The following is a 22,268-nucleotide window of genomic DNA, read 5'->3' as shown; positions in this document are numbered from 1 at the left end:
CCACACGCGCACCGACCGGTCCGGGACAATGGGTGGTGATGAGTACCCCGACCCTGCTCCCCTCCCCCGGCGCCGACCCCGACGAGCTGTTCGAGGGGTTCTCCGCGTGGGCGGCCGAGCGTGGGCTGGAGCTCTACCCCGCGCAGGCCGAGGCGCTCATCGAGATCGTCACCGGCGCCAACGTGATCGTCTCCACCCCCACCGGGTCGGGGAAGTCGCTCATCGCCCTCGGCGCCCACGTCGCGGCGATGTCCCGCGGCCAGCGCTCCGTCTACACCGCGCCGATCAAGGCGCTGGTGAGCGAGAAGTTCTTCGCCCTCGGCGCGCAGCTCGGCTACGGCAACGTCGGGATGCTCACCGGCGACGCCGCGGTCAACCCGGAGGCCCCGGTCATCTGCTGCACCGCCGAGGTGATGGCGAACTGGGCGCTGCGCGAGGGGGCGGCGGCCGACGTCGGCCAGGTCGTGATGGACGAGTTCCACTTCTACGCCGACCCGGACCGCGGGTGGGCGTGGCAGGTGCCGCTCATCGAGATGCCGCAGTGCCAGTTCCTGCTGATGTCGGCGACCCTCGGCGACGTCTCGTTCTTCGGGGAGGACCTGACCCGGCGCACCGGCCGCGAGACCGCCGTCGTCGCGCACACCGAGCGCCCGGTCCCGCTGTCGTTCCGCTGGTCGACCACGCCGCTGCACGAGACGATCTCCGAGCTGATCGCGGGGCAGCAGGCGCCGGTCTACATCGTGCACACCACGCAGGCGGCCGCCGTCGAACAGGCGCAGGCGCTGATGAGCCTGAACGTCTCGACGAAGGCCGAGAAGGAACAGATCGCCGAGCTGATCGGGGCGTTCCGGTTCACGGCCGGGTTCGGGAAGACCCTGTCCCGGCTGGTCCGCCACGGCATCGGGGTGCACCACGCGGGGATGCTGCCCAAGTACCGGCGGCTCGTGGAGACCCTCGCCCAGGCCGGCCTGCTCAAGCTCATCTGCGGGACCGACACCCTCGGTGTCGGGATCAACATCCCGATCCGCACGGTGCTCTTCACCGCGCTCACCAAGTTCGACGGCCAGCGCGTGCGCCACCTGCGGGCCCGGGAGTTCCACCAGGTCGCCGGGCGGGCGGGCCGCGCCGGGTACGACACCGCGGGTTACGTCGTGGTGCAGGCCCCCGAGCACGAGGTGGAGAACGCCAAGCGGCTGGCCAAGGCGGGCGACGACGTCAAGAAGCAGCGACGCGTGGTGCGGGTGAAGGCACCGGACGGCTTCGTCTCCTGGTCGGAGCGCACCATGGAGAAGCTCGTCGAGGCGCAGCCCGAGCAGCTGACCAGCCAGATGCGGGTGACGACGGCGATGCTGCTGCAGGTCGCGCAGCGTCCCGGCCCGTACTTCCCGGCCATGCGGCACCTGCTCGAGGACAACCACGCCGACCGCGCCACCCAGCGGCGGCTGATCCTGCGGGCGATCCAGCTCTTCCGCGGCCTCCTGGAGGCCGACGTCATCGAACGCCTCGACGTTCCCGACGCGGCCGGGCGCACGGTCCGCCTCGTCGACGACCTGCAGGTCGACTTCGCGCTCAACCAGCCGCTGTCGCCGTTCGCGCTGGCCGCGTTCGACCTGCTCGACCCGGGCTCGCCGACCTACGCGCTCGACATGGTCTCGGTGGTCGAGTCCACCCTCGACGACCCGAAGCAGGTGCTGCGCGCCCAGGAGAACGCGGCGCGCGGCGAGGCGGTCGGCGCCATGAAGGCCGAGGGCATCGAGTACGAGGAGCGGATGGAGCGCCTCGAGGAGATCAGCTGGCCGAAGCCGCTCGTCGAGCTGCTCGAGCCGGCGTTCGAGAGCTATCGCAAGGCGCACCCGTGGGTCGGGGACTCCGAGCTCTCGCCCAAGGCCGTCGTCCGGGACCTCTACGAGCGGGCGATGAACTTCGTCGAGTTCGTCTCGCACTACAAGATCGCCCGGTCCGAGGGCCTCGTCCTGCGCTACCTCACCGACGCCTACCGCGCGATCCGCCAGACCATCCCCGACGCCGCCCGCACCGAGGACCTCGACGACCTCGAGGCCTGGCTCGGCGAGCTCGTCCGCCAGACCGACTCTTCGCTGCTCGACGAGTGGGAGACGCTGTCCAATCCCTCCGAGCTCGACGCCGCCGGCTCGGACGCGGCCCCGATCGACCAGGGCCCGCCGCCGGTCACCCGCAACGAGCGCGCGTTCCGGGTGCTGGTGCGCAACGAGATGTTCCGGCGGGTGGAGCTGTTCGAGCGCCGGTGGCCCGCCGACCTGGCGGAGCTGAGTGGCGACGACGGACCGTCACTCGAGGAGTGGGCCGACGCGATGGAGCGCTACTACGCCGACTACCCGACCCTCGGGGCCGGCCCCGACGCGCGCGGCCCGGCACTGTTCCGCGTGACCGACCACGGCCGGACGTGGCAGGTCCGGCAGGTGTTCGCCGACCCGGAGGGCGACCACGACTGGGGCATCACGGCCACCGTCGACCTCGACGCCTCCGACGAGCTGGGCTCCGCGGTGGTGCAGGTGACCCACGTGGGGCCGTTCTCGGCGGTCTGAGCGTCACCGCATGCCGGCCGCCTCGCGCGCCCGGCGGCGACGCACGACGGCTCGCCGCCACCAGGTCCGCCGGTTCTCGCCGATGACGGCGAGCTGGAGACCGTGCACCACGTGGATCACCAGTCCCGCAGCGACCGCCAGGTTCGTCGGCCGGTAGAGCCCGTAGGTGGTCACCGCGGAGCGGACCGTCGTGCGTACCTGACGGCGGAAGGCGTCCAGATCGCGATCCCGTTCCTCGTGGGGAACGAGACCGACCGCCCACCCCTGCCGGTGCGCCGGATCGGGCTGCCGGACGAGGTGCCCCGAGTCAGTGTGACTCGGTTGCCGGGAAGCACTTTGCTCCGCCGGTGCGCCGTGCGCCGATGCGCCGACTCAGGGCCCGGACCGGGTCAGCCCTTCTTCCGCGAGCTGCCCTTCTTGGCGCCGAGCGAGGGCGGGGGCACGACCGGGCCGAGGTCGCCGTCGGGGGCCTCGTCGAGATCGAGCATCACCGGGGCGTGGTCGGACGGGCCGGTGCCCTTGCGGGCCTGCCGGTCGATCCACGCCGCCGCGCGGCGCTCGGCGATCGGGGCACCGGTGAGGATGAGGTCGATGCGCATCCCGCGGTCCTGGTGGAAGGCGCCGCCGCGGTAGTCCCAGTAGCTGAAGACGCGCTCGGAGGGCCAGCGCTCGCGCACCACGTCGTGCAGGCCGGTCTTCGCCAGCGCGGCGAGGGCGTCGCGCTCCGGGGGCGTGACGTGGGTGGACTCGGCGAACGCCTCGACCGAGTAGACGTCCGCGTCGGTGGGGGCGATGTTGAAGTCACCCGCCACGATCGTCGTCGAGGGGTCACCCGCCTCCACCACGTCACGCAGCGCGGCCAGCCACTCCAGCTTGTAGGCGTAGTGGGGGTCCTGCGGGTCGCGCCCGTTGGGCACGTAGACCGAGGTCACCCGCATGCCGCCGCAGGTCGCCGTGACGGCCCGAGCCTCCTGCTGCGGGTAGCCGGGGCCACCCGGCAGGCCGTCCACGACGTCGTCGAGACCGACCCGCGACAGCAGCGCGACGCCGTTCCAGCGTCCCTCGCCGTGGTGGGCCACGGCGTAGCCGCGCTCGGCGAGCGGCGCCCCGAAGGTCTCGTCGAACGCCTCGTCGGAGAGCTTGGTCTCCTGCAGGCACACGACGTCGGGCGCGCGCTCGTCGAGCCACCCGAGCAGGCGCGGCTCGCGGGCCTTCGCGGAGTTCACGTTCCAGGTCGCCACTCGCACGCCCGCCACGCTAGCCGGGGAGTCCGACACCGACGCGGGTCGGTCTCCCCGACCGGGACCCGTGGGTGCTCAGCCCTCGACGGCGCGCTTCACCGTCGCGAGCGTGTTCTCCATGCCCGTCCTGTTGTGCGACGGGCTGTCGCTGGTGCGTCCCTTACCGACGAGAGCGGCGACGGCGGTGCGCTTGTCCTGCCAGCGCTGCGTCACCTTGGTGGCCACGCCCTCGGGCTCGAGGGTGAAGCTCCAGCGCGCGACGCTCTGACCGAGGACCTCGACGTCCCAGCTGATGACCTGGTGCGGCTCGTACTCGGCCACCGTGCTCGTCGTCGGCCAGCGCAGGAGGCCCTTGCGGTTCCACCCGATGAACCGGGCACCAGGCTTCGGACCCTGCACACCGCCGAGCCAGCGGATCGAGTAGCACTCCGGAGAGATCTCACCGATGCGGGCCGGGTCGCCGACCAGCTCCCACACCTTCTCCGCGGGCGCGTCCACGACCTCGCTGACCACCACGTCCGGCGCCTTGTCGGGCACGGTCGGACCTCCTCGTCGCTCGTCGGTGGTACCCGCTGGTACCACAGGTGACCGCGCACTCTAGGGCCCTGCACCACCGCTCCGCTCGGTTAACGTGGACGGACCGTCCGGCAACGGTGCCGTACTGTGCTTCCTGATCGATACAGTCGTGATCCGATCGGACGGTTCCCCCATGTCGCTGGACCTCGACGACCTCCGGGTCCGCTCCCTCGGAGACTGCGAGCACGACTCGCCGTTCGCCGAGATGCTCGCCACCAAGCGCACGTCCCCGCACTACGTGGCGGAGGACGACCGCGTGCTGGTCGACGACACCGTCTCGGTCCTGCTCTCGCACGGCGTCCCGATCGACGAGGTCCCGAGCTTCGAGGCGGCGGGCCCGCGCAAGAAGATCTACTTCGACCCGGCCGAGACCACCGTCGGGATCGTCACCTGCGGCGGGCTGTGCCCCGGGCTCAACGACGTCATCCGCGGCATCGTCCAGGAGCTCACCGAGCACTACCGGGTCAAGCGGATCGTGGGGTTCCGCAACGGGTTCAAGGGCCTGTCGAAGGACGCCCGGAACTCGGTGACCGAGCTGACCCTCGAGGCCGTCCGCGACATCAACAACGACGGCGGCACGATCCTCGGCAGCTCACGTGGCAGCCAGGACGCCGACGAGATGGTCGACTCGCTGCTGGTCCACGAGGTCGACGTCCTGTTCGTCATCGGCGGCGACGGCTCGATGCGCGGCGCCATGCGGCTGGTCGAGCGGATCGACGAGCGCGGGCTGGCCATCAGCGTCGTCGGGGTCCCGAAGACGATCGACAACGACCTGCCCTACACCGACCAGAGCTTCGGGTTCCAGACGGCGTTCGCGCGGGCCACCGACTTCATCGCGTCGGTGTTCATCGAGTCCCAGGCCGCGGAGAACGGCGTCGGGATCGTCAAGCTCATGGGCAGGAACTCCGGCTTCATCGCCTGCTACGCGGCCCTGTCGGTGAACGACGCCGACTTCGTGCTCATCCCCGAGGTGTCGTTCGGGCTCGACGGCGACGACGGCCTGCTCTGCCGCGTCGAGAACCACCTCCGCGAGCACGGCCAGGTGGTGATCGTGGTCGCGGAGGGTGCCGGGCAGCACCTGCTGGAGGCCTCGGAGACGACGGACAAGTCCGGGAACACCAAGCTGGGCGACATCGGGGTGTTCCTCAAGGAGCGCATCACGACCAAGCTCTCCGAGGTGGGCCTGGAGCCGACCGTGCGCTACCTGGACCCGAGCTACGCGATCCGCTCGGTCGCGGCCAACGCCTACGACAGCGTCTACTGCGTGCGACTCGCGCACGCCGCGGTGCACGCGGCGATGGCGGGACGGACGGAGACGGTCGTGGTGCGCTGGCGGCGGCGGTTCGTGCACGTGCCGATGGCACTGATCACGGGGCACCGCAACGAGGTCGACCCGGACGGCGACCTGTGGATGTCGGTGCTCGAGGCGACGGGCCAGCCGGCGACGTTCGGGGCCTGACCCATGTCAGAAAAGTCCCGTTGCAGACGCTGGGTGTCTGCAACGGGACTTTTCTGACGCTCCGGGGGACCTAGTTGACCTTGACGAGGTCCACGACGAACACCAGGTGCGCGTTCGGCGGGATGACGCCGCCCGCGCCCTGCGGGCCGTAGCCCTGATGCGGCGGCACGACGAGGATCCGGCGTCCGCCCTCGCGCATGCCGGAGATCCCCAGCTTGAAGCCGTCGATCACCTGGCCGAGCGGGAACTCGACGGGCGTCGCGCCGCGGCCCCACGACGAGTCGAACTCGCCGCTGTCGGCCACGCGGATCCCCTGGTACTGCACCTGCACGGTGTCGCGGACGCCCGCCTCGGTGCCGCCCCCGACGACGAGGTCGGTGATGTCCAGGTCGCTCGGCAGCGTGTCGGGGGTGACGGACGCGCCGGGCGAGCGGGTGAGGTCGTCGGTGTTCTCCACGGTGACAGCCATGGGTCCACCGTAACGAGGGTCCCGCGGGCCCTGCCGACCACTAGCGTTCGGCCCGTGTGCCGCCTCTTCGCCCTGCACGCCGGGCCCCACGACGTCCCCGCCGAGTTCTGGCTGCTCCACGCGCCGGACTCGTTCGCCGCGCAGAGCGAGGGCAACGCCCAGGGGTTCGGGATCGCGGCGCTGTCCACCCGTGACGCGGCGCTGCTCGTGCGCAACCCGGTCAAGGCCGCCGACGACCGCCTCTACCGGCAGGTCTCCCAGCGCGCCCGCGCCAGCCAGTTCCTGGCGCACCTGCGCTACGCCACCACCGGCGAGGTCTCGCTGCGCAACACCCACCCGTTCCTGCTGGACAACCGGGTGTTCGCCCACAACGGCGTCGTCGGCGACCTCCCCGAGCTCGAGGCCCGGCTCGGCGACGCCGTGGCGATGGTCGGCGGCACCACGGACACCGAGCGCCTCTTCGCCCTCCTGACCCTGGCCATCCGGCGGGCGGGCGACGACGTGCGCGCCGGCATCGTCGCGGCGGCGCACGAGCTCGCCCGCGACATCGAGCTCTACAGCATCAACTTCGTGCTCGCCTCGAACGGCCACCTCTGGGCGTTCCGCTACCCGGAGCACAACCCGCTCTGGCTGCTGCGCCGCGAGCCGCATGGCGACCCCGTCGTCCAGAACGACTCCGCGGGCACCCTCCACCTCCACACCGACTCCGAGGTGACGTACCCGATCGTCGTCGTCGCGAGCGAGCGGATGGACGACGACCCGGGCTGGGAGCCGATCGGCGTGGGCGAGCTGGTGCACATCGGGCCCGACCTCACCCTGGAACGCGAGGTGATCATCGACGAGCTGCCGGCGAAGCCGATGGTGCTCTCCGCCCACGCGGCCCGCACCCAGTCCTACGAGCGCGCCTGACCCCGGCCGGCGCCTTCAGTCCTTCGGCGCCAGCCCCAGCAGGGAGCGCGCCTTCGCCCCGACGGTCTCCTTCACGCCGTTCGCGATGATCGAGAGGGCGTCCGGATCCCCCGCGACCTGCGAGCGGGCGGTGTTCAGCGCCTGCTGCAGCGTCACGTGCGGGGGCACCAGCGGGATGTCCTTGTCGACCTTCGCGTCGACGACGAACGGACGGTCGGCCGACAGCGCCCGATCCCACACCGACCCGATGACCGAGCGCTCGGTCAGCGTCGTCCCGTCGAGGCCCAGGAGCTTCGCCCAGTCCGCGTACGGCACGTCGGGGACCGCCTGCGACTGCGGGTCGGGCGGTTCCCCGAGCATCCCGCGGGTCTCCCACGAGACGTAGGAGAGGTCGTCGTTGGACAGCACGAGCACGACGAGGCGCGGGTCGGCCCAGGTGCGCCAGTACCGCGCGACGGTGATCAGCTCGTTGACGCCGTTCATCTGCATCGCGCCGTCACCGACCAGCGCCACCACCGGCCGGTCGGGATGCGCGGTCTTCGCCGCGATCGCGTAGGGCATCGCGCCGCCCATCGAGAGCAGGGTGCCCGACAGCGCCCCCTGCTGGCCCGGCTTCAGCGTCAGGTCGCGGGCGTACCAGGACGTGGCGGTCCCGCAGTCGACGGCGATCTGGGCGTCGTCGGGGAGCCGGTCGGAGAGCTCCCGGACGACGAGCTCGGGGTTCAGCGCCGTCGTGTGCTCGTGGGCGCGCTGCTCGGAGTACTCCCGCCAGGACGTGGTCCAGCGCTCGACGTGGGCGCGCCAGTCGGAGTCGGGCCGCTCGGCCAGCAGCGGAAGCAGGTCGGCGAGCGTGGCCGCGGCGTCCCCGGTGAGGTTGACCTCGGTGTCGTAGCGGATCCCGCACCGGGAGCCGTCGACGTCGATCTGCACCGCCCGCGCCTGCCCGGGCGCCGGGTAGTACTCGGTGTAGGGCATCGTCGAGCCGACGATCAGCAGCGTGTCGCACTCGCGCATCAGGTGCCACGACGCCGTCGTCCCCAACAGGCCGATCGCGCCGGTGTTCCAGGGCGAACGGTCGTCGACGACGCCCTTGCCGAGCAGCGCGGTCGACAAGCCCGCCCCCAGCCGGTTCGCGACCTCGGTGAGCTCGGTCGACGCGTCGAGGGCGCCCGCCCCCGCGAGGATCGCGACCTTCTCGCCCGCGTTCAGCACTTCCGCCGCCGCGATCAGCGCGTCGGCGGGCGGCGCGCCCGGCGTCGTCGAGGGGACCGCGGAGGTCCGGTAGTAGCCGTGCGCGTCCGGCGGTTCCGGGACGGCCTTCGCCTCGAGCACGTCGCTGGGCAGGATGACGACGGAGACGGTCCGGTCGGCCAGGGCGCTGCGGCACGCGCGGTCGACGATGTGGCGGACCTGCGAGGGGTCCTTGACCTCGGCGACGTAGCCGCCGACGTCGGAGAAGAGCGTCGAGAGGTCGACCTCCTGGTAGTACCCGCCGCCCTGCGCGGTCTGTGCGGTGTGCCCGAGCAGGGCGACGACGGGCTGGTGGTCGAGCTTGGCGTCGTAGAGCCCGTTCAGCGCGTGGATCGCGCCGGGCCCGCTGGTCACCGCGCAGCAGCCGATCGGCGAGCCGCCGTACTTGACGTCCGCGCAGGCGGCGAACGCGGCGGTCTCCTCGTGGCGGACCTGCACGAACTCGGCGTCGTCCCGTTCCGGCAGCGCGGTGAAGATCCCGCCGATGCCGTCACCCGGGTAGCCATAGAAGCGGTGCACGCCCCAGGTGGCGAGGCGGTCCAGTACGTGCTCGGCAACGTTGTTCGGTGATCCCACGCGACGCGGCTACCCGGAGCCGCGCCCGGTTCACATGTCGATCGGGCCCAGCGGGCGCAGCGGCTTCTCCAGCGGCGACGGCGGCGTGCCGTCGGGCCCGAACGGCGATCCGCCCAGCTCCTCGCGGTGGTGCGGCCGCAGCCACGCCGACGGGTCGGGCCCGAGGGGCACGATCTGCGTCGGGTTGATCGTCGTCTGGACCATGTAGTAGTGCCGCTTGATGTGGTCGAAGTCGACCGTGTCGCCGAAGCCGGGAGTCTGGTAGAGGTCGCGGGCGTAGGCCCAGAGCGCGCCGAACTCCGCGAGCTTCGCCCGGTTGCACTTGAAGTGGCCGTGGTAGACCGCGTCGAAGCGGGCCAGCGTCGTGAACAGCCGGATGTCGGCCTCGGTGATGTGGTCCCCGACGAGGTACCTGCGGTTCTCCAGCCGCGCGTCCAGCTCGTCCAGCCGTGCGAACAGCGCCGTGTAGGCCTCCTCGTACCGGGACTGCGAGGTGGCGAAGCCCGCCTTGTAGACGCCGTTGTTGACGTCGTGGAAGACGCCCTCGTTCACCGCGTCGATCTCGTCGCGCAGCGCGTCGGGATAGAGCTCGGGGGCCCCGGGGCGCTGGAACGCCGCCCACTCGCGGCCGAGGTCGACGGTGATGTTCGGGTAGTCGTTGGTGACCAGCTGCCCCGAGGCGACCTCGACGATCGCCGGGACGCTCACCCCGTTCTCGATCCCGTCCTGCGGGTCCCGGGCGAGGTAGGCCTCCTCCAGGTAGCGGATGCCGAGCACCGGGTCGACCCCGCCGTCGTCGAGGGTGAACCGCCAGGACCGGTCGTCCTGCAGCGGGTCGACGATTCCCAGCGACAGCGCGTCCTCGAGTCCCATGAGCCGGCGCACGATGATCGAGCGGTGCGCCCACGGGCAGGCCAGCGAGGCGGCGAGCCGGTAGCGCCCGGGCTCGGCGGGCCACTGTCCCGGTCCCGACGGCGAGGCGACGATCCGGTCGGTGAAGCGCGGCCCGCGGCGCTTGAACGAGCCGCTGGTGTCGGCGTAGGCCTGGGTGTTCCCCGCAGTGGTGCTCACGCCCCCACGTTCCCACTCCGCACATTGTCGATTCCGGGGATCGGTGCGCGACGTCATGATGAGGGCCCGGAAACGCCGGGCCCGGCACCCGAGGAGACCATCATGGCCGGCTACCTGATCCTGCTCTACGTCGACGAGGCCGCGTACGCCACGGACGCCCCGGACGACCTGATGGCGGCACACCAGAAGTTCCAGGCCACCCACGGCGAGGCGCTGCGCGGCGGCGCCCAGCTCGCCCCCAGCGCCACGGCGACGGCGGTCCGGGGCACCGGCCGGACGCCGGACTACGCCGCGGGCGCCGAGGCGGAGGTGACCGACGGGCCGTACGTCGAGACCAAGGAGGCCCTCGGCGGCTACTACCTCATCGACGCACCCGATCTCGACGCCGCGCTCGCCGTGGCCCGGGACGTCCCGGCGGCGTTCGGCGGGGTCGAGGTCCGTCCGCTGATCCCGATGCCGTGACGTGACTCCGGAGGACGCCGTCGCGGACGCGCACCGTCGTGAGTGGGGCCAGGTCCTCGCCGCGACGGTGCGCGTCACCCGCGACCTCGACACCGCCGAGGAGTGCGTGCAGGAGGCGTACGCCCAGGCCCTCGTCGCGTGGCGGGAGGAGGGTGTGCCCGCCCGCCCCGGGGCCTGGCTGACGACGGCGGCCCGGCGCCGGGCCCTCGATCGCCTCCGGCACGCGGACGTCGCGGCGCGGGCCCTGCCGTTGCTGGTGACCGACGAGGTGGCCCCCGACGACCCGGAGCCCGCGCAGACCGACCTGCTCGCCCTGGTCTTCACCTGCTGCCACCCCGCGCTCGCCGAGCCCTCGCGCGTCGCCCTGACGCTGCGGCTGCTGGGCGGGCTCACGACCTTCCAGATCGCGAAGGCCTTCCTCGTGCCCGAGGCGACGATGGCCGCGCGGATCACCCGGGCGAAGAAGAAGATCGCGACGGCCCGGGTGCCCTACCGGATGCCCGGACCGGGCGAGCTGTCGGAGCGGCTGGACGCGGTGCTCACCGTCGTGCACCTGATCCTCACCACCGGCCACACCGCCCCCGACGGCGACACCCTGGTCCGGCGGGACCTCGTCGACCGCGCCCACGACCTCGCCCGGCTCCTGCGGGCGAGGTTCCCGGACGACGCGGCCGTGGCCGGGGTGCTCGCCCTCGGCCTGCTCGCCGACGCCCGGCGCGAGACCCGGGTCGGTGCCGACGGCTCGCTGACCCGCCTCGCCGACCAGGACCGCTCCCGCTGGGACGCGGCCATGATCGCCGAGGGGACGGCGCTGACGAAGGAGGCGCTGGTCCGCTCCGGGCCGGATCGTCCGGTGTCGCGCTACGCGCTGCTCGCCGCGATCGCCGCCGTGCACTGCGAGGCGCGGACCTTCGCCGAGACCGACTGGGCCGAGATCGTCGGGCTGTACGACGTCCTGCTGGCGCGGTGGACCGACCCGGTCGCCGCGCTGAACCGGGCGGTGGCGGTCGGATTCGCGGACGGGCCTGCCGCCGGGCTCGACGCCCTGGAACCCCTGGCCGAGGAGCCGCGCCTGGCGTCGTACCACTACCTCGCGGCGGCGCGGGCCGAGTTCCTGCGCCTGCTGGGGCGCGACGACGAGGCCGCACTGGCCGGCTCGGAGGCGCTGCTGCTGGCCGGGAACGCCGTCGAGCGTGCGTTCCTCGACACCCGGCGGCAGGTGTAGAGGAACCCGGTTCCGGGGCACAATCGGTCACGTCCCCGGTGCTGTGGGCGTCCCGATCACCCCCCGCCCGAGGAGACGCGCACATGAGCACCGGCCGCCGTTCCGCCCGCGCCGACTCCGTGCCGACGGAGGGCAGCGTCGTCTCGGAGTCCGGACACAGCGCCCTGCGCACCGACATCCGCCGGCTCACCACGCTGCTGGGGCGCACCCTCGCCCGGCAGAACGGCGACGACATGCTCGAGCTCGTCGAGGACGTCCGCCGCCTCGTCAAGCAGGTTCCGGAGAAGGGCGACACCGGGATCCGCGACCTGCTCGCCGACCTCGATCCGGGCACGGCCGCGGTGCTCGCCCGCGCGTTCGCGACGTATTTCCACCTCGCGAACGTCGCCGAGCAGTGTCACCGGTCGATGGAGCGCCAGGCCCGCCACGACGACGGCGAGGGCCCGATCCACCTGCTCGCCGACCGGCTCGTCACCGAGGCCGACCCCGAGGAGCTGGCGACCGCGCTGTCCCGGCTCGAGATCAAGCCGGTGTTCACCGCGCATCCGACGGAGGCCCAGCGCCAGTCGGTGCTCGGCAAGCTGCGCGGGATCGCGAACCTGCTCGCCGAGGACCTCCCGGACGAGGTCGAGGAGATGAAGCTGGGCCGGCTCGTCGACCTCATCTGGCAGACCGACGAGATCCGCCCGGAGCGTCCCACGGTGCTCGACGAGGCCCGGTCGGTCTCGTACTACCTCGAGCAGCTCGGGCAGCACGCCGTGCCCGAGGTGCTGACGGTGCTCGACGAGGAGCTGGCCCGGGTCGGGCTCTCGCTGCCCGCCGGCGCGCGGCCGCTGGTGCTGGGCTGCTGGGTCGGCGGCGACCGCGACGGCAACCCGAACGTCACGGCCGAGCTGACCGACGAGGTCATGCGGATCTACGCCGAGCGCGGGGTCCGCATCCAGATCGGCCTGCTCGAGGAGCTCGTCCAGGAGCTGTCGATCTCCACGCGGCTGGTGGGCGTCTCCGAGGACCTGCGCCGCGGCCTCGCCCGGGACCGGCGCCACCTGCCCGAGGTCTACGAACGGTTCGTCCGCCTCAACGCCGAGGAGCCCTACCGGCTCAAGTGCTCCTACGTGCACGCCCGGCTCGAGAACACCCGCGACCGCTACACCCGGGGCACCCCGCACGTCCCCGGCCGGGACTACCTGGGCGCCGACGAGTACCGGGCCGACCTCGCCGTCATGGACCGCTCGTTGCGTGAGCACTCCGGCGAGCGGATCGCCGACGGGATGCTGCGTGACGTCATGCGCTCCGCGAACGCGGTCGGGCTGCACCTGGCCAGCGTCGACGTCCGCGAGCACACCAACTTCCACCACACCGCGCTCGCGGCGCTGTTCGACCGGCTCGGCGAGCTGGAGACCCCCTACGGCGAGCTGGACCACGCCGGGCGGATCGACGTGCTCTCGACGGAGCTGGCCGGGCGACGCGCGCTGACCCCGCGGCGCAACTGGCAGCAGATCGGCGACGACAGCTTCCGCGAGACCCTCGACGTCTTCGACACCATCCGCGGCATCCAGGAGACCTACGGCGAGGAGGCCCTGCACACCTACATCATGTCGATGGCCCAGAACGTCGACGACGTGCTCGCCGTCGCCGTCCTGGCCCGGGAGGCCGGGCTGATCGAGATCACCGCGCCCGCGGCCGCCGGAGACGAAGCGCAGCAGAACTCGACCATCGGGACGGGTCAGCAGGCCGTGTCCACCTTGGACATCGTCCCGCTGTTCGAGACCGCGACCGAACTGAAGATCTCCGGTGACCTGCTCGACGGGATGCTCTCCGACCCGTCCTACCGGGCGATCGTCGCGGCCCGCGGCGACGTGCAGGAGATGATGCTGGGGTACTCGGACTCCAACAAGGGCGCCGGGCTCACGACGAGCCAGTGGTCCATCCACCAGGCCCAGCGCCAGCTGCGCGACGTCGCCGCCAAGCACGGGGTGCGGCTGCGTCTGTTCCACGGCCGCGGCGGCTCGGTCGGGCGCGGCGGCGGACCCGCGGGCGAGGCGATCGCCGCCCAGCCGCACGGCGTCGTCGACGCGGTGATGAAGGTGACCGAGCAGGGCGAGGTCATCTCGGACAAGTACTCGCTGCCGAACCTCGCCGAGGACAACCTCGAGATCATGGTCTCGGCGGTGCTCGACGCGACGCTGCTGCACCAGACCTCGCGGGTGCCCGAGGACCAGCTCAAGCGCTGGGACGAGGCGATGGACGTCATCTCCGACGCCGCGCAGGCCGCGTACGGCGAGCTGATCGACCACGAGGGCCTGCCGAACTTCTTCACCCAGGCCACCCCGGTGGACGAGCTGTCGATGCTCAACGTCGGCTCCCGTCCGGGCAAGCGGCCCGGCGCGGGCGGGGACGCCTCGCTGGACGACCTGCGGGCGATCCCGTGGGTGTTCGGGTGGACCCAGACGCGGATGATCGTGCCCGGTTGGTTCGGCCTCGGCTCCGGCCTGAAGGCGGCCCACGACGCCGGGTACGGCGACGTGATCGACGAGATGCGCGACTGGGCCTTCTTCGCCAACCTGCTGTCCAACGTGGAGATGACGCTCGCGAAGACCGACATGCGCATCGCCGGCTTCTACGTCTCCGAGCTGGTCGACCCCGAGCTGCAGGACGTCTTCGAGGTCATCAAGGCCGAGCACGCCCTGACGCTGCGCCAGGTCCTCGCCGTCTCCCCCGGCGACGGGCTGCTCGCCAACAACCCGCTGCTGCGCCAGACCCTCGAGGTCCGCGAGAGCTACCTCGAACCCCTCCACCACCTCCAGGTGCACGCCCTGGCCGAGCGCCGCAAGGTCGACGAGCCCGACCCGGAGCTCCTGCGGGCCCTGCTGCTCACCGTCAACGGCATCTCGGCCGGGATGCGCAACACCGGGTAGCGCGCGACCGACCCGCCCACACGGGTGGATCTGTCAACCCGTTGAAAAAGCGGGTGGCGCCAATCACCATCGGCATTTGATCTCGGATGTCCATGGCCCGGCGGGGAGCTGCGCGTGATCTCGATCATCGAATTCGTGCTGGGCATCGGCGTGCTGGTCTACAGCGCCGAGCGGCTGATCGGGTACCTGGTGGGGGTCGCCAGCCGTTGGGCGATCTCGCTGTTCCTCATCGCGGTGGTCTTCACGGGGATCGAGTTCGACGACCTCACGTTCGGCATCGTCCTGAACCTCGAGGACCTCAGCCAGGTCGCGCTGGGCACCGTCATCGGGACGACGATCGCGATGACCGGCCTCGTGCTGGCGCTCGCGGCGATCATCGCCCCGTGCGAGGTGAACGTGCCGACGTCCTACCTCGTGCTGTTCGTCGCGGCGCCCGTCATCATGTACGCACTCGCGGCCACCGGATCGCTGACCGTCCTCGCCGGGGTCCTGCTCTGCGTGCTGTTCGTGGCGTTCGTCGGCTGGATCGCCTACCGCGAGTACGCCTCGCGGCGCCCGGTCTGGCGGAACGCGGAGGTCTACGAGCAGCTCGAGAAGGCCGGCGTGACGGCCGGCGGCGGCGGGACGGCGACTCTCGTCGGGGGCGGCGGCGGGGACGGCGACGTCCCGGGCGGCTCCGGCGGGGGGACCGGCGGCGGCCTGCTCGACGGCTTCGAGCTCCCGGCCGACCTGCGCATCGACGACGGCTTCCTCCGGGCCCGGGCGCACTCCGCGTGGGCCACCCTCGGGTTCGCCGTCATCGCCCTGGTCGGCCTCGTGGTCGGTGCCGTCGTCGCCGGCGCCGGGACCAACGGCATCCTGGGGGACTTCGACATCGACGGCACCGTCTTCGGTGTCACCGTCGCGACGCTCGCGCTCTCGCTCGAGGACATCTTCCTGACCGTCGAGCCGCAGCGGCGCGGGGCGCCGGAGATCGCCGTCGCCAACATCATCGGCAGCGTCGTGTTCTCGGTGACCGGGAAGCTCGGCATCATCCTGCTCATCGGCGGCGCGATCACCGTCGACTCCGACGTCCTCGACTGGCACCTGCCGGTGCTGTTCGTCATGACGTTGATCTCGGCGGGCTTCCTGGCCACCGGCAGGCTGCGCCGCTGGCACGGCTTCGTCCTGCTGGCGCTGTACGCCGCGTACTTCGTGCTCAGCCTCGTGGTGTTCAACGGGGTCCCGTTGGACACGGACTAGGTGGGCGGAGCCCTCGTGAGCACTTTCCGGTGTCATAGCACCGGAAAGTGCTCACAAGGGCGGAGCCCACCTATGCGTGCGGGCGGGCCACCAGCGGCAGGCTCACGGTGGCGCCGGTGCGGTCGTCGTTCGCCGCCTCGACCGCGGACTCCACGAGGTGGTGGTCCGGGGAGAGGTGGCAGACCGGGTCGGTACGGGTGGCGTCGCCGGTGAGCGCGAACGCCTGGCAGCGGCAGCCGCCGAGGTCGACCTCGCGGCGCTCGCAGGACCGGCACGGGTCCGGCATCCAGTCGGTGCCGCGGAACGCCGAGAACATCGGCGAGTCCTCCCAGATCCAGCGCAGGGAGGCGTCCCGCACGTTGGCCCGCGGCAGCGGCAGCTCGTGCGCGGCCAGGCAGGGCATCGCGTCCCCGGTGGGCACGACGACCAGCTGCCGCGCCCCCCAGCCGCCCATGCAGGGCTTCGGGTAGGTCGCGTAGTAGTCCGGCACCACGTAGATGATCTCCATCTGACCGCGCAGCCGTTCCTTCGCGGCCCGGACGGTGACCTCGGCCTGCTCCAGCTGCTCCCGGCTGGGCAGCAGCGCGGTCCGGTTGTGCCAGGCCCAGCCGTAGTACTGGGTGTTGGCGAGCTCGATGCGGTCGGCGCCGAGGTCCTCGGCCGCGGCGAGCACCCGGTCGACGCGGTCGATGTTCTGGCGGTGCAGCACGACGTTGAGCGTCAGCGGCCAGCCGAGCTCGCGGACCGTGCGCGCCGCGGCGATCTTGCGCTCGAACGACGGCGTACCGGCGATCCGGTCCGAGAGCGTCGGCTCGTCGGCCTGCAGCGACACCTGGACGTGGTCCAGCCCGGCGTCGTGCAGCTCGGCGGCGCGCTTCTCGTTCAGGCCCAGGGCGCTGGTGACGAGGTTCGTGTAGAGCCCCAGCTCGGAGGCGGTCCGGACGATCTCCCCGAGGTCGCGGCGCAGGAGCGGTTCCCCGCCGGAGAGGTGCAGCTGGAGCACGCCGAGCTCGGCGGCCTCGGTGACCACGCGCTGCCAGTCCGCCGTGTCGAGCTCGTCGCGGTAGGCGGCGATCTCGATGGGGTTCGAGCAGTAGGCGCAGGCCAGCGGGCAGCGGTAGGTGAGTTCGGCGAGCAACCCCATGGGGGGCTCGGGAACGGCGGGTCCGGTCGTCGGGGCGTCAGTCATCGAGTATCTCCAGGTGCCGGCGCTCGGCCAGCTTGCTGATGTAGCCGACCACCTGCTCGTCGGGAACCTCCCCGTACTGCTCGCGCAGCGCGGCGACGATCTCGGACACGGTCCGCTGCCCGTCGCAGAGCTCGAGGATCGCGGCGCCGGTGGCGTTCAGGACGACGACGGTCTCCGGGAGCACCAGGACGTGCTTCCCGCGGGTGCGGTCGAAGCGCATCCGGACGCCGCGGCCGAACCGTGGCCGACCGGTGGTCGGGACGGTCAGGCCCGTCATGCGGGATACGCGAGGTCGATGGCGTCCATCATGCTCCACAGGACGTCGTTCTTGAACGCGAGCGCGTCGAACGCCGCCTGCTGCTCGGCCTCGGTGTGGCAGTGCTCGAGCACCACCTCGAGCGCGTGCTCGGAGTCCCGCGGGGCCTGGTAGAGGCGGTTGCGGAAGTACTGCAGGCCCTCCGGGTCGATCCACGTGTAGTACTTCTCGAACGCCGCGAGCCGGTTCGCCATGAGGTCCGGGGCGAACAGCTCGGTCAGCGACGAGGCCACGGCGATCACCCACGGCTTCGTCCGGGCGAACGTCACGTAGGCGTCCACGGCGAAACGGACGCCGGGGACGACGTGGCGCTGGTCGAGCATCTCGGCGCGCGGCACCCCGCACGCCTCCCCGAGGCGCACCCAGGCCTCGATGCCGCCCTCGACGCCACCGCCTTCCCCCGTCGCTCCGCTCGCCCCGGCGATCCCGTCGTGGTCGATGATCCGCCGGATCCACCGCCGCCGTACGGCGACGTCGGGGCAGTTCGACAGGATCGCCGCGTCCTTGATCGGGATGGCCTCCTGGTACGCGAAGCGGTTCGCGACCCAGCCCTCGATCTGCGCGCGCGTGAGCTCGCCGGCGTTCATCCGCACGTGGAACGGGTGCGCCGCGTGGTAGCGCTCGGCCTGGGAGCGCAGTCGCTCGACCAGGACTCCGGTCCCGTTGTCCGTCACGGTCATGCCTGAATCTCCAGTCCATCGATCGCGATCTCGACCCCGGCCTTCTCGACGACGGCCCGTTCGGGCGAGTCCTCGAGCAGGATCGGGTTCGAGTTGTTGATGTGCACGAGCACCCGGCGCTGCACCGGCAGGGTGGCCAGCCGTTCCAGCGTTCCGCCGGGGCCGTCCAGGCTCACGTGGCCCATGTCCCGCGCGGTCTTGGTCCCCAGGCCGAGCCGGACAAGCTCGTCGTCGTGGAAGGTCGTGCCGTCCACGAGCAGGCACGAGGCGCCGTCGCAGGCATCGAGCAGGGCCGGGACGAACTCCGCCACGCCCGGCGCGTAGACGACGGCCCCGCCGGTCCGGGCGTCGTCGAACCGGTAGCCGATCACGCGGCCCGGGTCGGCCGCCGAACCGGACCCCGTCCCCGTCGCTCCGCTCGCCCTGACCTCCGCGAAGCGCGGCTCCTTGCCGGTGGGCAGGTCGATCGCGGTGTAGGAGAGGTCCTCGGTGAGCGCGTGCGGCACCCCGGGCTCGACCGGGACGACCTCGACGGGGCAGTAGCGCTCGAGCGTCGTCAGGAACCCGGTGCCGCGGCGCAGCGTCGCCTCGGTGGCGGCCGTCGCGTGGACGGTGACGCCGCGACCCTCGCGCAACAGCATCAGGCCGAGGGTGTGGTCGATCTCCGCGTCCGTGAGCAGCACCGCTCCGAGCGGCGTCGCGCGGCCCTCGGTGGGGTGCAGGTCGGGACAGGCGGTCAGCTGCTGGCGGACGTCGGGCGAGGCGTTGACGAGGAACCACGGGGCACCGGCCCCGCCGGCGGTCACGGCCACCGACGACTGCGTGCGGGGGGTCGCGGACCCGTCCCGCGCGGCGGTGCAGCCCGGGCAGGAGCAGTTCCATTGCGGGAAGCCGCCGCCCGCGGCCGATCCCAGCACCCGTACGCGCACACGGCCTCCCATCGATGGACCCGCCCATCGTGGTTCCCCGCCGGGGCGTGCGCAAGATCACCTCCGCCGGGGCCGTGATCTCCCTGCACGAAAAGAGGGGGTCCTGTCCGACCGGGTAGCGGCGGATGCGACCCCGCCCCGACCGGGCACCCCCGGGCCATGTCCGTCGACGGTTGCCCCAAACGCATGGTGTTCGGCCCCTGCGGTGGCGTCCGGCCGGCGGGCGGGTGCGAGGTGGACGCCGCCCTCCCCTGCCCGTGGGCCGACCCGGCCGGCCCGGCACCGGTCCGCCCGTGGGACGGACCCACCCCGCCCCCGGCGCCCGCGGTCCCCGGTGGCCTGCTCGAGACGGCCACACGGCGGCCGGTGGTGCTCTCCGACCTGGCCGCCCCGCCCTACGACGTGGCGACCCTCCGCGAGGTCGCCGGCCGCCTGGCCGCGTACTCCGACGCGCTGCTCGTCGCCGAGCACCACGACGATCCCGACTTCCCGCCGACGATGATGGCCGCCGAGCTCCACCGCGTCGGCGCCCGGCCGTGGACCACGCTGACGTGCCGGGACCGCAACCGCGTCGTGCTCGAGCAGGAGCTCGCCGGCCTCGCCGCACTCGGGGTCGAGGGCGTCCTGTGCGTCACCGGCGACGGGCGCGGCCCCGGAGTGCGCTCGGACGTCACCGGGGTGTTCGACCTCGACTCGACCCGCCTCGCCCACCTGGCCGCCCGGGCCGGGCTGGTCGCGAGCGTCGCCGCGTCGCCCGCGTCACCGCCCGCGGGCACCCGGGCGGCGGTGCTGGCCGAGAAGCAGCGGGCCGGGGCGTCGCTCGTCGTCGTCAACCACGTCCGGTCGCCGGAGGCGCTCGCCGCCTTCCTGGCCGAGACGCGGGCGGCGGGGGTCGACCTCCCGGTGATCGCCGGGGTGGCGGTCTACACCGACGAGCCCTCGGCGCGCGGGCTGGCCGACCTCCCCGGCCTCGCGCTCGACCCCGACGTGGTGGCCTCGGTGCTCGCCGCGCCCGACCCCGTCGAGGCGGGCATCGCGGCCGCGGTCGCCGAGGCCCGGGCGCTGCTCGCGCTGCCCGGCGTCGTGGGCGTCAACCTCTCCGGTGTCGGCTCGAGCGCGGGCTGGGTACCAGCGGCCGACGTCAAGGCGGAGGTGGGACGACGGCTCGCGACCGAGCGGGTCACCGTCCCGTCGTGATGCGGATGGAGGTGGCCGGTGAGCCGGCGGACCGAGGGCGCGGACGGCACGGCGGAGGGCACGGCGGCCGACTCCGCCCTCGAGGCCGAGTTCGACACCGTCGCCGCCTGGACCGAGCGCGCGGTCGACGAGCTCGGTGCGGACCACGCGATCCCCGCGGCGTGCCGCGGCTCCGGGCGGCCCGCGGATCTCGCGTGGCTCGCCGAGGGCCTCGACCTGCACGGCGACGACCGGTTCCTCGACGCCGGGTCCGGGCTCGGCGGCCCAACGGCGTGGCTGGCGCGCGAGCACGCGCCGTCCTGGACGGGTCCCGCGGTGCTCGCCGAGCCGATGGCGCACGCCGCGGCCGCCTCCCGCCGCCTGTTCGGGCTCCCCGCGACCGCGGCCTGGACCGAGCACCTCCCGCTGCCCGACGACGCCGTCGACGCGGCCTGGTGCCTCGGCGTGCTGGACACCACCGGCGACGAGCGGGCGCTGCTCACCGAACTGCACCGCGTGCTGCGACCCGGCGGGCGGCTCGGGCTGCTCGTCCTCGTCGCCCGTGGCGAGCTCTCGGAGGAGCCGGCCGGCAACAGCTTCCCCACCGACGACTCCCTGCACCACGATCTCGCGACCACCGGTTTCCGGGTGCTCGACCGCCTCGACGCCTCGTCGTTGCCGGACGCCCCGGCGGACTGGGCCCGTCGGGCCGAGGCGGTCGACGCCGTCGTCGCCCGTGACCACGGCGATCATCCCGACTTCCGGGAGGCCGATCGGCAGCAGGAGATCCTCGGGCGGTTGATGGCCGCGAAGGAGGTCGTCACCGTGCTGGTGCGCGCCCGGACGTGCTGATCAGCCCTTCGCAGGACGACGCCAGCACCTCGGCCGCGTCGCGGACCGGTCGCTGGGCGGGGATGTGGCCGGCCAGGCGCTGCCAGCGGGCCCGCTGCTCGAGCGCAGCGGTCGCGATCTCGGAGGCCTCCGCCGCGTCGCCGAGCCCCAGCCGGGCGGCCGGGGTCGTCCCGTCGCGGCCGAGCAGACGCACCGCGGCGTCCCGGTGCGCCTCGGGGAGCACGAGCCGCCCGGCGCGCAGGGCCTCGGCGAGCTCGGCCTCCGCGATCTCCTGGGCGCCGGCGGCACGCACCCGTTCGACGTCGAAGAGGACCCGGCGCGCCCAGGGCTCGGTCCCGCCCCGCCGGGCGAGCCGGTCGAGCTCGTCGAGCACCGCCCGCGCCCGGGATCGCGCGGCGCGGGGCCGGCAGTCCTCGCTGACCACCTCGACCAGCCGTCCGAGATTCCTGCCGCCGGTCGCTCCCGGCCCGGGGAGCGCGACGCGCACCGTGCGGCTGACCAGGGCGGGCGGAGCGTGGGATGTGTCAGGGGCGAGCGGGGATGTGATCGCCGGCTCGTCGGCGACGACCGACACGGCGGGCACGACCCGCACGTCCACCGAGGGCAGGTCCGCCAACCAGCCGGGCACCCACGACCCGGCGTCGTCCTCGGCGAGCAGGACGAGCACGTCGACGACGTCCTCGGGGGCGAGCGGGCCCTCGGCGGCGCGGGCGGAGAGGTCGACGACGGCGCAGGGGCGCGGGCAGAGCCCGGCGAGCGCCCGCGAGGTCGCCGCGGCGTCGTCCGGGTTCGGCGCGGCGACACCGATGCGCCACGGCGCCCCGTGGCGGGCGAGCAGCGCCGCGAGCGGTCGCGCGACGGGGTGCTGCGGCGGTGTCTGCCCGACGATCCGGCGGAGCAGGTCGACCGACGCGTCGAACAGCCGGGACCCCGACGGCGGCAGCGGGGCCGGCGCCGGAGCGGACGGGTCGGGTCCCGGGCGCGGCGGCCCGAGTGCGGGGACGACGGCGCGGATCCGCTCGGTGACGGGGTACTGGGGCAGGCCCGACGACGGGATGCCCGGGGTCCCGTCCGGCGCCGCGCCGCGATCGGTCGCGGCCGCGACCAGCCCCGTCCGGGTCGCCGGGTCGACGCGGGGCCGGGATCCGGCGGGCGGGGATCCG

At 72.9% G+C, this 22,268-nt stretch carries 19 protein-coding genes and 1 pseudogene; 9 read left to right on the top strand and 11 right to left on the bottom strand.

All coding sequences use genetic code 11. From position 1 onward, the window contains the following. The first annotated feature begins 38 nt into the window (after positions 1-38). Entirely contained in the window at positions 39-2,564 is a 2,526-nt protein-coding gene (locus VGI02_RS07240) for a DEAD/DEAH box helicase (RefSeq protein ID WP_331626618.1), read from the top strand. Positions 2,565-2,567: 3 nt separating this feature from the next. On the opposite strand, the gene VGI02_RS07235 is transcribed toward VGI02_RS07240, so the two are convergent. The 3 genes from VGI02_RS07235 to VGI02_RS07225 all read right to left on the bottom strand — a co-directional run bounded on the left by VGI02_RS07235 (position 2,568) and on the right by VGI02_RS07225 (position 4,342). Further along, a complete protein-coding gene (locus VGI02_RS07235; RefSeq protein ID WP_331626617.1) occupies positions 2,568-2,738 on the bottom strand; it encodes a hypothetical protein in 171 nt (56 codons plus the stop codon). Between the two features lie 215 nt (positions 2,739-2,953). Next, positions 2,954-3,811: an exodeoxyribonuclease III gene (locus VGI02_RS07230; RefSeq protein WP_527249125.1), complete on the bottom strand. Its 858-nt coding sequence runs from the start codon at positions 3,809-3,811 to the stop codon at positions 2,954-2,956. A 69-nt stretch (positions 3,812-3,880) separates the two neighbouring features. Beyond that, the gene (locus VGI02_RS07225; RefSeq protein ID WP_331626615.1) at positions 3,881-4,342 is read right to left on the bottom strand and encodes an SRPBCC family protein; all 462 of its coding nucleotides are present in this window, start codon (positions 4,340-4,342) and stop codon (positions 3,881-3,883) included. Positions 4,343-4,514: 172 nt separating this feature from the next. Here VGI02_RS07225 and VGI02_RS07220 point away from each other — a divergent pair, with 172 nt between their 5' ends. Further along, positions 4,515-5,840: an ATP-dependent 6-phosphofructokinase gene (locus tag VGI02_RS07220; RefSeq protein ID WP_331626614.1), complete on the top strand. Its 1,326-nt coding sequence runs from the start codon at positions 4,515-4,517 to the stop codon at positions 5,838-5,840. Between the two features lie 70 nt (positions 5,841-5,910). Here the strand turns inward: VGI02_RS07220 and VGI02_RS07215 are convergent, their stop codons facing one another. Then, positions 5,911-6,309 (bottom strand): FKBP-type peptidyl-prolyl cis-trans isomerase, encoded by a 399-nt coding sequence (locus tag VGI02_RS07215; protein ID WP_331626613.1) that lies wholly within the window; start codon positions 6,307-6,309, stop codon positions 5,911-5,913. Between the two features lie 54 nt (positions 6,310-6,363). Between VGI02_RS07215 and VGI02_RS07210 the strand changes: the two genes are divergently transcribed. Continuing rightward, the gene (locus VGI02_RS07210) at positions 6,364-7,218 is read left to right on the top strand and encodes a class II glutamine amidotransferase (RefSeq protein WP_331626611.1); all 855 of its coding nucleotides are present in this window, start codon (positions 6,364-6,366) and stop codon (positions 7,216-7,218) included. A 15-nt stretch (positions 7,219-7,233) separates the two neighbouring features. Here the strand turns inward: VGI02_RS07210 and VGI02_RS07205 are convergent, their stop codons facing one another. Both VGI02_RS07205 and VGI02_RS07200 read right to left on the bottom strand, forming a co-directional pair. Next, positions 7,234-9,045: a thiamine pyrophosphate-requiring protein gene (locus VGI02_RS07205; RefSeq protein ID WP_331626610.1), complete on the bottom strand. Its 1,812-nt coding sequence runs from the start codon at positions 9,043-9,045 to the stop codon at positions 7,234-7,236. 30 nt (positions 9,046-9,075) lie between these two features. Then, positions 9,076-10,116, bottom strand: a complete 1,041-nt coding sequence (locus VGI02_RS07200) for a glutathione S-transferase family protein (RefSeq protein ID WP_331626609.1) — start codon at positions 10,114-10,116, stop codon at positions 9,076-9,078. 102 nt (positions 10,117-10,218) lie between these two features. On the opposite strand from VGI02_RS07200, the gene VGI02_RS07195 reads away from it, so the two are divergent. The 4 genes from VGI02_RS07195 (at position 10,219) to VGI02_RS07180 (ending at position 15,963) form a co-directional block, all read left to right on the top strand. Next, positions 10,219-10,578: a YciI family protein gene (locus VGI02_RS07195; protein ID WP_331626608.1), complete on the top strand. Its 360-nt coding sequence runs from the start codon at positions 10,219-10,221 to the stop codon at positions 10,576-10,578. A 1-nt stretch (position 10,579) separates the two neighbouring features. Beyond that, the gene (locus tag VGI02_RS07190; protein ID WP_331626607.1) at positions 10,580-11,803 is read left to right on the top strand and encodes an RNA polymerase sigma factor; all 1,224 of its coding nucleotides are present in this window, start codon (positions 10,580-10,582) and stop codon (positions 11,801-11,803) included. An 83-nt stretch (positions 11,804-11,886) separates the two neighbouring features. Continuing rightward, positions 11,887-14,721 carry a phosphoenolpyruvate carboxylase gene (gene ppc, locus VGI02_RS07185; RefSeq protein ID WP_331626606.1) on the top strand — a complete coding sequence of 945 codons (2,835 nt, stop codon included), beginning with the start codon at positions 11,887-11,889 and terminating at the stop codon, positions 14,719-14,721. Positions 14,722-14,835: 114 nt separating this feature from the next. Then, a complete protein-coding gene (locus VGI02_RS07180; RefSeq protein WP_331626605.1) occupies positions 14,836-15,963 on the top strand; it encodes a sodium:calcium antiporter in 1,128 nt (375 codons plus the stop codon). 70 nt (positions 15,964-16,033) lie between these two features. Here VGI02_RS07180 and pqqE read toward each other — a convergent pair whose 3' ends face one another. The 4 genes from pqqE to pqqB are packed head-to-tail and all read right to left on the bottom strand — an operon-like array spanning position 16,034 to position 19,077. Then, positions 16,034-17,152, bottom strand: a complete 1,119-nt coding sequence (gene pqqE / locus VGI02_RS07175) for a pyrroloquinoline quinone biosynthesis protein PqqE (RefSeq protein WP_331626604.1) — start codon at positions 17,150-17,152, stop codon at positions 16,034-16,036. Continuing rightward, positions 17,145-17,429 (bottom strand): pyrroloquinoline quinone biosynthesis peptide chaperone PqqD, encoded by a 285-nt coding sequence (gene pqqD / locus VGI02_RS07170; protein WP_331626603.1) that lies wholly within the window; start codon positions 17,427-17,429, stop codon positions 17,145-17,147. Before pqqD ends, pqqE begins: the two co-directional genes overlap by 8 nt. Then, the gene (gene pqqC, locus VGI02_RS07165; protein ID WP_331626602.1) at positions 17,426-18,148 is read right to left on the bottom strand and encodes a pyrroloquinoline-quinone synthase PqqC; all 723 of its coding nucleotides are present in this window, start codon (positions 18,146-18,148) and stop codon (positions 17,426-17,428) included. The genes pqqD and pqqC overlap by 4 nt, the downstream gene beginning before the upstream one ends. Continuing rightward, positions 18,145-19,077, bottom strand: a complete 933-nt coding sequence (gene pqqB, locus VGI02_RS07160; protein WP_331626601.1) for a pyrroloquinoline quinone biosynthesis protein PqqB — start codon at positions 19,075-19,077, stop codon at positions 18,145-18,147. The genes pqqC and pqqB overlap by 4 nt, the downstream gene beginning before the upstream one ends. A 159-nt stretch (positions 19,078-19,236) precedes the next feature. Between pqqB and VGI02_RS07155 the strand changes: the two genes are divergently transcribed. Next, on the top strand, positions 19,237-20,274 hold the full coding sequence (locus VGI02_RS07155) for a methylenetetrahydrofolate reductase C-terminal domain-containing protein (RefSeq protein WP_331626600.1): 1,038 nt from the start codon (positions 19,237-19,239) through the stop codon (positions 20,272-20,274). 18 nt (positions 20,275-20,292) lie between these two features. After that, positions 20,293-21,105, top strand: coding sequence for a class I SAM-dependent methyltransferase (locus tag VGI02_RS07150; protein ID WP_331626598.1), 813 nt, complete (start codon positions 20,293-20,295; stop codon positions 21,103-21,105). Here VGI02_RS07150 and VGI02_RS07145 read toward each other — a convergent pair. Then, positions 21,074-22,268, bottom strand: a pseudogene (locus VGI02_RS07145) (hypothetical protein); the annotation flags it as partial. The gene VGI02_RS07150 and the pseudogene VGI02_RS07145 overlap by 32 nt on opposite strands.

Origin of the sequence: Actinomycetospora sp. (genome assembly GCF_036497245.1) — a bacterium.
In the GTDB taxonomy this organism is placed as follows: Bacteria; Actinomycetota; Actinomycetes; order Mycobacteriales; family Pseudonocardiaceae; genus Actinomycetospora.
This window is presented reverse-complemented; position numbering and strand designations above follow the sequence as displayed.